Source organism: Sphingomonas sp., assembly GCF_019242355.1.
Lineage (GTDB): Bacteria > Pseudomonadota > Alphaproteobacteria > Sphingomonadales > Sphingomonadaceae > Sphingomicrobium.
Window position 1 is genome coordinate 1 of record NZ_JAFAVR010000026.1, and the last position, 8,089, is coordinate 8,089.

An 8,089-nucleotide genomic window follows, 5' to 3' on the forward strand; every position below is an offset into this window, starting at 1 on the left:
TTGCCGGCAAGTCCTCGGCCGAAAAGCGGACGGAGATCGGCGATTGGCTGGCCAAGGTCCCAGCCGACGCCGCCGTCCTTTCCGCGCTCGATTCGATTGCGTGGGCATTCAACGTCCGCGGCGCCGACGTCAGCCATACGCCGGTAGCGCTGGCCTATGCCCTGGTCCACGCGGACGGCACTGCCGATCTCTTCGTCGCTTCGGAGAAGATCGGGCCCGAGGTCCGGCAGCATCTTGGTAACGGCGTCAGGCTTCACGAGCGCTCGGAATTCGAAAGCGCGCTCGGCCAACTCAAAGGTCACACCGTGGCCGTCGATCCTGAGCGCGCCGTAGCCGCAATCTTCGATGCGCTGGAGCGCGCGAACGCGACCATTGTGACTTTGCGCGATCCGACCATCCTTCCCAAGGCGATCAAGAACCCGGCCGAGATCGCCGGTCAGAAAGCGGCTCAGGAGCGCGACGGCGCGGCCATCGCCCGCTTCCTGCGCTGGGTCGAGGTCGAAGCGCCCGGTGGCGAGGTCGACGAGCTCACTGCATCGGACAAGCTCGAGTCCTTGCGCCGCGAGAATCCCGAGATCCGCGACCTCTCCTTCGACACCATCTCCGGAGCCGGTCCGAACGGCGCCATCGTCCACTACAAGTCCAGCGAGGCGACCAACCGCAAGCTTGAAAGCGGCAACCTCTATCTGGTCGACAGCGGCGGCCAATATGTGGATGGCACCACGGACATCACCCGCACGGTCGTCGTCGGCGAGCCGACGGACGAGATGCGCGACCGCTTCACTCGCGTGCTCAAGGGCCATATTGCGCTTGCGACCGCCGTCTTCCCTAGGGGCACGCGCGGCACTCAGCTCGACAGCTTCGCCCGCCGGCCGCTGTGGGAAGCGGGCCTGGACTATGCCCATGGCACAGGCCACGGCGTCGGCAGCTTTCTGTCCGTCCACGAGGGGCCGCAGCGCATTTCGCCGGTCGGGAGCTCGCAGGCGGGCGGCGACGAGCCGCTCGCGGCCGGGATGATCCTCTCCAACGAGCCCGGCTACTACAAGACCGGCGAGTACGGCATCCGCATCGAGAACCTCGTGCTCGTCGTCGAGCGGCAGATCGAGGGTGCGGAAAAGCCGATGCTCGGCTTCGAGACTTTGACCTTCGCTCCGATCGACCGCCGTCTGGTCGAGGCCGGGATGCTGAGCGCGGACGAGCTCGGCTGGCTCAACTGCTATCACGCCCATGTCCTCGCTCGGATCGGCCCCCGGCTCTCCGGCGACGACCTCGCGTGGCTCCGCGCCGCCTGCGCTCCCATGGCGGAGGGATAACCTTCCGTCCCGGAACGGGATGTAATGGTTCTGTTAATTGCGGGGATAACACTTTGGCGCTAATGGCGATTCACTGGAGAACGACTCGTGATCACCGCGCTTCAGCTTGTCCTTGCCATCGTCCTGCTCGGCGGGATGATCTGGATCGGCGATCTTCTTGCCGGCAGCGTCGATGCCGCCCTCGGTGAAAAGAAGATGCGCGACCGCGACGCCTAGGGCCCCGAAGTCGAGTTCAGCTTGGGTTTGGCGTCGCCGCGTAGCCAGTGATTTCGATGATGACAGTCACGCCCCGGCGTGACTGTGCGTCGAAATGGTGCTGCCGGTGAGGATTGAACTCACGACCTCAGCCTTACCAAGGATGCGCTCTACCACTGAGCTACGGCAGCACTTTTCGAGGGTCGCGGGCCTATGCGTGGCACGGCCTTGATGTGTCAACCCAACTTGCGGTGACGCCGCTCCCTCGGCATGGCCGTCCCATGACCGCGAAGGACAAGGAACGGGACGAACGCCTGGCGGCCGCTCTCCGTGAGAATTTGAAGCGCCGCAAGACCCAGGCTCGCGAACTCCAGGCCGACAAGCCGGGCAAGGACGGCTGATGCGCTTTTTCTCCGATAACGCAGCCCCGGCTCACCCCAGGGTGCTCGAAGCCATCGCCGCCTCCAACTGCATGGACACGGCCTATGACGGCGACTCCTGGAGCCGCCGTCTCGACGCGGCCTTCTCCGACCTGTTCGAGACGCAGGTCGCGGCGCTCTGGGTGACCAGCGGCACTGCCGCGAACTGCCTGGCTCTTGCGGTCCTCTGCCCGCCGTTCGGCGCCATCGTCTGCCACCGCGACGCCCATATCGAGAATGATGAGGCCGGCGCCCCCGCCTTCTTTACCAATGGCGCCAAGCTCATGCTGGTCGACGGTGAAGGCGCGAAGGTCAGCCCCGAGGCTGTCGCCGACGCCTGCGACCGCGTCCGCAAGGACGTCCACCAGGTTCAACCAGCCGCGCTCTCGATCACCAACGCCACCGAATACGGCCTTGCCTATCGCTCCGAGGAAGTCGGCGCGCTCGGCGAGCTGGCCAGAAGCCGCGGCCTCGCCTTCCACATGGATGGCGCCCGCTTTGCCAACGCTCTGGTCAGCACCGGCGAGAGCCCGGCCGACGTGACCTGGCGCGCCGGCATCGACGCGCTGTCGTTCGGCTTCGTCAAGAACGGCGGCCTCAACGCCGAGGCGCTGATCCTCTTCCGGCCGGAGCTTGCCGAGGAAGTCGCCATCCGCCGCAAGCGGGCAGGGCACCTGCTGTCCAAGGGGCGGATGTGCGCCGCGCAGATCCTGGCGATGCTCGAGGATGGGCTCTGGCTCGACAATGCCCGCGGCGCGAATGCGGCGGCGCAAACCCTCGCCAGCGCAGCACCTGGCCGGCTCGTTTATCCGGTTGAAGCCAATGAGGTCTTCCTTCGGGTCAGCTCCGAGGAGGCGGCGACCCTGCGCTCTGCCGGCTTCGACTTCTACGACTGGGCGCCCGGCGAAATCCGGTTGGTGACCAGCTGGGACCAGGGCGGCGAAGCGGTCGAGCGGCTTGCCGCCGCGATCGCCCGTCTGTGAGCGGAGCGCCAAGGTCCGAGCTTCGGACGGTCGCCATCCCTTTCGTCATCTTCACCGCAATCTGGGGCTCGACCTGGATCGTCATCCGCGGCCAGCTCGGGATCGTTCCGGCGGAATGGTCGGTGACCTATCGTTTCGCGATCGCGACTGCCGGGATGACCGCGCTCGCGCTGATCAAGGGGCACAGCCTGCGCCTCGACCGCCGCGGCCTCGTCATCGCTGCCGTTCTCGGCGCCTGCCAGTTCTGCGTGAACTTCGAGGCCGTCTACCTCGCCGAACGGCAGATCACATCCGGGGTGGTCGCAACGGTGTTCGCGCTGCTGCTGATCCCGTCGACCCTTCTCGGCTGGGTGTGGCTCGGCCATCGCCCAACGCGTCGTTTCCTGTGGAGCTCGCTTGTCGCCGTCGCCGGCATCGTCCTCTTGTTCCTCCACGAAATCCGCGAGCATTCCGGCTCTGCCGGCGCGGTGGTGACGGGCATCGGCCTCACCCTGTGCGGCATGATCGGCGCGTCGATCGCCAACGTCTACCAGGCGCGGCCGGACGTGCGACGCTACCCCTTGTTCGGCATGCTCGCCTGGTCGATGGCTGCGGGAACGCTGCTGAACGGCGCCATTGCGCTTGCGCTCACCGGGCCGCCCCGATTCGACCCGCATCCGAGCTACTGGGCCGGCGTGCTTTATCTGGCTCTGGTGGCCTCGGTTCTGACGTTCAGCCTCTATTATCCGGTGGTTCGCAAGATCGGTCCGGCCAAGGCGGCCTACTCCAGCGCGATTGTCCCGATCATCGCCATGGGCTTCTCGACCTGGCTCGAGGATTACCGCTGGACGTCGATGACCATCGCCGGCGCCCTGCTCGCGCTCGGCGGAATGGCTGGAGCGCTCAGCCGCCCGCGCTCGGTTGTCGCGGCCAGCGACGCCGCCTAAGTCCGTCCGCATGGCCGATGTCCGAAGCACCCCGCCGCTGTCCGACGCGCAGGTCGCGCCCGAAGCGCCGCCGTCCCCGACCCATGTCGCGATTCGCCGCGAAGATTATCGTCCGCCGGACTGGCTGGTGCCCGAAATCCAGCTCGAGTTTGACCTCGATGCCGATCGAACGCGGGTCCGCGCGACCCTGACGGTCGAGCGCAACGGCGATCATGCCCGGCCGCTGCGGCTGGACGGTGACGACCTCAAGCTCGTCTCGGTCAAGCTTGACGGCGCTGAGGCCGAGCATCGCATCGACGGCGAGCAACTCGTTATCGACATCACTGGAAATCGTGCGACGGTCGAGACGGACGTCGAGATCAATCCCGCCGCCAACACCCGATTGATGGGCCTGTACGCGTCGAACGGGATGCTGTGCACCCAGTGCGAGGCCGAGGGCTTCCGCCGAATCACCTTCTTCCCCGACCGGCCGGACGTGCTGTCGAAATACAGCGTCCGCATGGAAGGCGACGCCGGCCAGTTCCCGGTCCTCCTTTCCAACGGCAACCGCGTCGGTGCGGGCGAGGGGGCCGACGGCCGCCACTGGGCCGAGTGGCAGGACCCGTTCCCGAAGCCCTGCTACCTGTTTGCCCTCGTCGCCGGCGACCTCCAGGCGAACCGCGACAGCTTCACGACCGTGAGCGGCCGAAAGGTCGATCTCTTCATCTGGGTGCGCGAGGCCGACCTCCCCAAGACCGCTCACGCCATGGCCAGCCTCAAGGCTGCGATGAAATGGGACGAGGAGGTCTATGGCCGTGAATACGACCTCGACCAGTTCAACATCGTCGCCGTGTCGGACTTCAACATGGGCGCAATGGAGAACAAGAGCCTCAACATCTTCAACTCGGCCTATGTGCTTGCCGACCAGGAAACCGCGACCGACGCCGACTTCGACAATATCGCACGGGTCGTCGCGCACGAATATTTCCACAACTGGTCCGGTGACCGGGTCACGTGCCGCGACTGGTTCCAGCTGAGCCTGAAGGAAGGCTTCACCGTCTTCCGCGACCAGGGCTTCTCGGCCGACATGGGAAGCGCCGCGGTCAAGCGGATCGAGGATGTGCGTGTGCTTCGCGCCGCGCAGTTCCCGGAGGACGCGGGCCCGCTCGCTCACGCTGTCCGTCCCGACAGCTATATCGAGATTTCGAACTTCTACACGGCGACCGTCTATAACAAGGGCGCCGAGTTGATCCGCATGTTCCATACGGTGCTTGGGGCCGACAAGTTCCGCCAGGGCACCGACCTTTATTTCGCGCGCCACGATGGCGAAGCGGCGACCTGCGACGATTTCGTCAAGGCGCTGGAGGATGCGAGCGGGGTCGACCTGACGCCCTTCAAGATCTGGTACAGCCAGGCGGGGACGCCCAAGCTTCGCGTGCGCCTGGAACATGACGCGGGGGCGCGGCGGGCGACTCTTCACCTCGAGCAGACCGAAGACCCGACTCCCGGGCAGCCGACCAAGCAGGCGATGCCGCTGCCCCTCAAAACGGCGCTGATCGGCGAGCAGAGCGGGGCCGAGCTGGGCCCCGAGCGGCTGATCGTCCTCGAAAAGCCGAGCGCGTCGGTGACGTTCGAGGATGTGTCAGAGCCACCGCTGCTCTCGATCAACCGCAATTTCTCGGCGCCCGTCATCGTCGACGCCGCGCGCCGTCCGGGCGAACTCGAGCGGCTGGCGCAGAGCGATACCGACCCGTTCGCCCGTTACGAGGCGATCCAGGAGCTGATGATGGCGGCCCTGACGGCAGCCGCCCGCGGCGGCGAGCTGGACGCCGAGCCGGTGATTCGCGCCGTCGCTGCGACTCTTCGCTCCAACGCGCTGGACCCTGCGTTCAAGGCCGAGGCCATCCTGCTGCCGAGCGACACGCTCATCGCCGAGCGAATGGAGGTCGTCGACCCGGAGGCGATCCACGATGCGCGCGACGGGCTGCGTGAGGCCATTGGGTCCGCGTTACTGGAAGACCTGCGTGCTGCTCATGCGATCGGGGGCGTGTCCGGGGACGACCTGTCGCCGCGCGGAAAGGGCGTCCGCCGCCTGCGCAGCGTTACGCTCGGACTGATTGCCGCAGCCGATGAAACGGAAGCCGCGCGGCTGGCAAAGGCGCAATTTGATTGCGCCGATAACATGACCGACCGGCAGGGCGCGCTCGGTGTGCTCGTCTCCCTCGACGCCCCGGAGCGGCAAGAAGCGCTCGACGGCTTCTATGCCCGCTTCAAGGACGACCCGCTGGTGCTCGACAAGTGGTTTGCGCTGCAGGCGGCGGCGCAGCGCCCGGATACGGTCGACGAGGTGATCCGGCTGTCGCAGCACGCCGATTTCACGATCGGCAATCCGAACCGGCTCCGCTCGCTCGCGGGCACGTTCGGCGCGAACCACTGGGCGTTTCATCGCGCCGACGGCCGCGGCTACCGCTTCCTCGCGGACATGATCATCGCGGCCGACAAGCTCAATCCGCAGATCGCGGCGCGGATGGTGCCGCCGCTGGGCCGCTGGCGTCGCTTCGAGCCCGGGCGCGCGGCGTTGATGCGAGCGCAGCTGGAGCGGATCGCGGCGACGCCGGGTCTGTCGAAGGACGTGTTCGAGCAGGCGAGCAAGAGCCTCGCCTGAGCGCCTGCCCTAGAGCGAGGTCGCGCCGATCCACTGCGCGGCTTCGGCCGCGACCTGGTTGGCGGCACGATTGAGCGCCGGCCCCACCGTCGGGGCGGTGCCGTCCGCCGGCTGCTGCGCAATGAACCGGCGGGTGTGCACCTGCGCGCCCTCGCGGGTGGAGATCGCCGCGTCGAACTCAACGACGACCTGACCCGACTGCGCATCATAGCCGAACCGACGAAGCTCACCGCCGACCACGAGGCCCGGATCGAGCGTGGTCGTCCCGGTATCGAGAACAACGCGATTGGTCGTCCGCCGAATGGTCTCGGACAGCAGGTCCTGGAACAGATGATCCGGCGTATCGATCATCTGCAAGTTGGTGACATACTGGACCTCGGTCGGGCTGATTGCGGCCGGCACCCGGACCGTGTGAAGCTCCTTTGGAAGGATCGGAGCGGTGATGGTCACGGCCTGACCCGGACTGGCGGTCCGGCTCATCGCTCCCGGATCGGGCGCGTCGGGCGTCAGCGTCAGAAGCGCGGGGGGTGCCTTCCCGCCGCCGCCGAGCAGGCCGCCGAGCGAGCAGCCGCCCACTGGCGCCGCAAGGGCGATCGCAACCGCCAAACGCGTCAGCGACTTCATTTGCGCCTCTTTCCTGGATTGTAGTCGGGCAGCTTCTCGGGGCCGAGAGCGCCGCCGATGCCCTGCTGGTTCACTCGGTCCGACACCTGCTTCAACGATCCGGCGAGATCTCGCATCTCGTGGACCAGCTGGTTGGCTTCGGGCAGCGTAGACTTGCTGAAGTTCTGGATGCCCGGCCGTGCGTCGCCGATCACGGCATTAAGATTGTCAGCGGCCTGCTGGACCGACCCGATCGCCTTGCGCAGGTCCTCTGCCGCGGGCCTGCCCTGCTCGCTGATCAGGCGGTTGGTATTGTTGGTCAGTGCCTGAACGCTTTGAGCCGCCTGGCCGGCACTGCGGACGGCGACGCGCGCATCGGAGATGGCGTCGGCAAGCTGCGGCGCCCGGTCGGCAAGCACCCTGCTGGTGCGGTCGAAATTCTCGAGGATGTCGGCAATCGAGTTCTGGTTCTTGTCACTCAGAAGCTCGGTCAGCTTCTCGGTTAGCCGCTGGATCCGCTCGAGCAGTTCCGGCGCGCTGTTGAGCAGGGCGCCGAGGCCGCCGGTGCTTGCGGGTATGACCGGGCAACCCTGCGGACCGAGCTGGTCGATGGCATGGTTGCCCTTGACCGCGCCGTTCAGGGAAATCTCGTTGGCGCCCGCGAGGCTGACGCTCTTGATCTGCGCGGTCGTGCCCTCAAGCACCGGAGTCTCGGGATTGACGCTGATCCGCACCCAGACGAATTCGGGACGGTTCGGAAGTAGCGAGACCTTGTCGACCTGGCCGACCGGCACGCCCGAGAAGCTGACGTTCGAGCCCTTGGCGATGCCGCCGACCGCCGGGAAATAGATGTCGAAGCACTTGTTCTCGGTGGTATTGAGCTTCGCCAGCCAGACGATGAACAGCAGTGCGCCGATCGCCAGCGCCATGGTCACGAATCCGACCATCACATAGTTGGACCGGGTTTCCATCAGGCGGTCTGGTGCTCCTCTGCCGTGACCGCCGC

Annotated in this window: 7 protein-coding genes and 1 tRNA gene; 5 read left to right on the plus strand and 3 right to left on the minus strand. The window is 66.6% G+C overall.

What is annotated here, in order from left to right; translation table 11 throughout:
- Both JOZ79_RS01030 and JOZ79_RS01035 read left to right on the plus strand, forming a co-directional pair.
- On the plus strand, nucleotides 1–1,313 hold a 1,313-nt coding region (locus tag JOZ79_RS01030), incomplete at its 5' end, for an aminopeptidase family protein P (RefSeq protein ID WP_294069374.1).
- A gap of 87 nt (nucleotides 1,314–1,400) precedes the next feature.
- Nucleotides 1,401–1,529: a hypothetical protein gene (locus tag JOZ79_RS01035; protein ID WP_294069376.1), complete on the plus strand. Its 129-nt coding sequence runs from the start codon at nucleotides 1,401–1,403 to the stop codon at nucleotides 1,527–1,529.
- A 95-nt stretch (nucleotides 1,530–1,624) separates the two neighbouring features.
- Here the strand turns inward: JOZ79_RS01035 and JOZ79_RS01040 are convergent.
- A tRNA-Thr gene (locus tag JOZ79_RS01040) sits at nucleotides 1,625–1,699 on the minus strand.
- 209 nt (nucleotides 1,700–1,908) lie between these two features.
- Here JOZ79_RS01040 and JOZ79_RS01045 point away from each other — a divergent pair.
- The 3 genes from JOZ79_RS01045 to pepN are packed head-to-tail and all read left to right on the plus strand — an operon-like array spanning nucleotide 1,909 to nucleotide 6,480.
- Nucleotides 1,909–2,910: a beta-eliminating lyase-related protein gene (locus JOZ79_RS01045; RefSeq protein WP_294069379.1), complete on the plus strand. Its 1,002-nt coding sequence runs from the start codon at nucleotides 1,909–1,911 to the stop codon at nucleotides 2,908–2,910.
- On the plus strand, nucleotides 2,907–3,836 hold the full coding sequence (locus JOZ79_RS01050; RefSeq protein ID WP_294069381.1) for a DMT family transporter: 930 nt from the start codon (nucleotides 2,907–2,909) through the stop codon (nucleotides 3,834–3,836). Before JOZ79_RS01045 ends, JOZ79_RS01050 begins: the two co-directional genes overlap by 4 nt.
- Nucleotides 3,837–3,846: 10 nt before the next feature.
- Nucleotides 3,847–6,480 carry an aminopeptidase N gene (pepN, locus tag JOZ79_RS01055; protein WP_294069383.1) on the plus strand — a complete coding sequence of 878 codons (2,634 nt, stop codon included), beginning with the start codon at nucleotides 3,847–3,849 and terminating at the stop codon, nucleotides 6,478–6,480.
- A gap of 9 nt (nucleotides 6,481–6,489) precedes the next feature.
- On the opposite strand, the gene JOZ79_RS01060 is transcribed toward pepN, so the two are convergent.
- On the minus strand, nucleotides 6,490–7,104 hold the full coding sequence (locus JOZ79_RS01060; protein WP_294069385.1) for an ABC-type transport auxiliary lipoprotein family protein: 615 nt from the start codon (nucleotides 7,102–7,104) through the stop codon (nucleotides 6,490–6,492).
- Nucleotides 7,101–8,089: MlaD family protein (locus tag JOZ79_RS01065; RefSeq protein ID WP_294069387.1), on the minus strand; the 989-nt coding region annotated here is incomplete at its 5' end. The genes JOZ79_RS01060 and JOZ79_RS01065, both read right to left, overlap by 4 nt.

Coding starts and splice junctions, on each gene's coding strand:
- pepN (WP_294069383.1), top strand. CDS start 3,847: ATGGCCGATGTCCGAAGCACCCCGCCGCTGTCCGACGCGCAGGTCGCG.
- JOZ79_RS01060 (WP_294069385.1), bottom strand. CDS start 7,104: ATGAAGTCGCTGACGCGTTTGGCGGTTGCGATCGCCCTTGCGGCGCCA.
- JOZ79_RS01045 (WP_294069379.1), top strand. CDS start 1,909: ATGCGCTTTTTCTCCGATAACGCAGCCCCGGCTCACCCCAGGGTGCTC.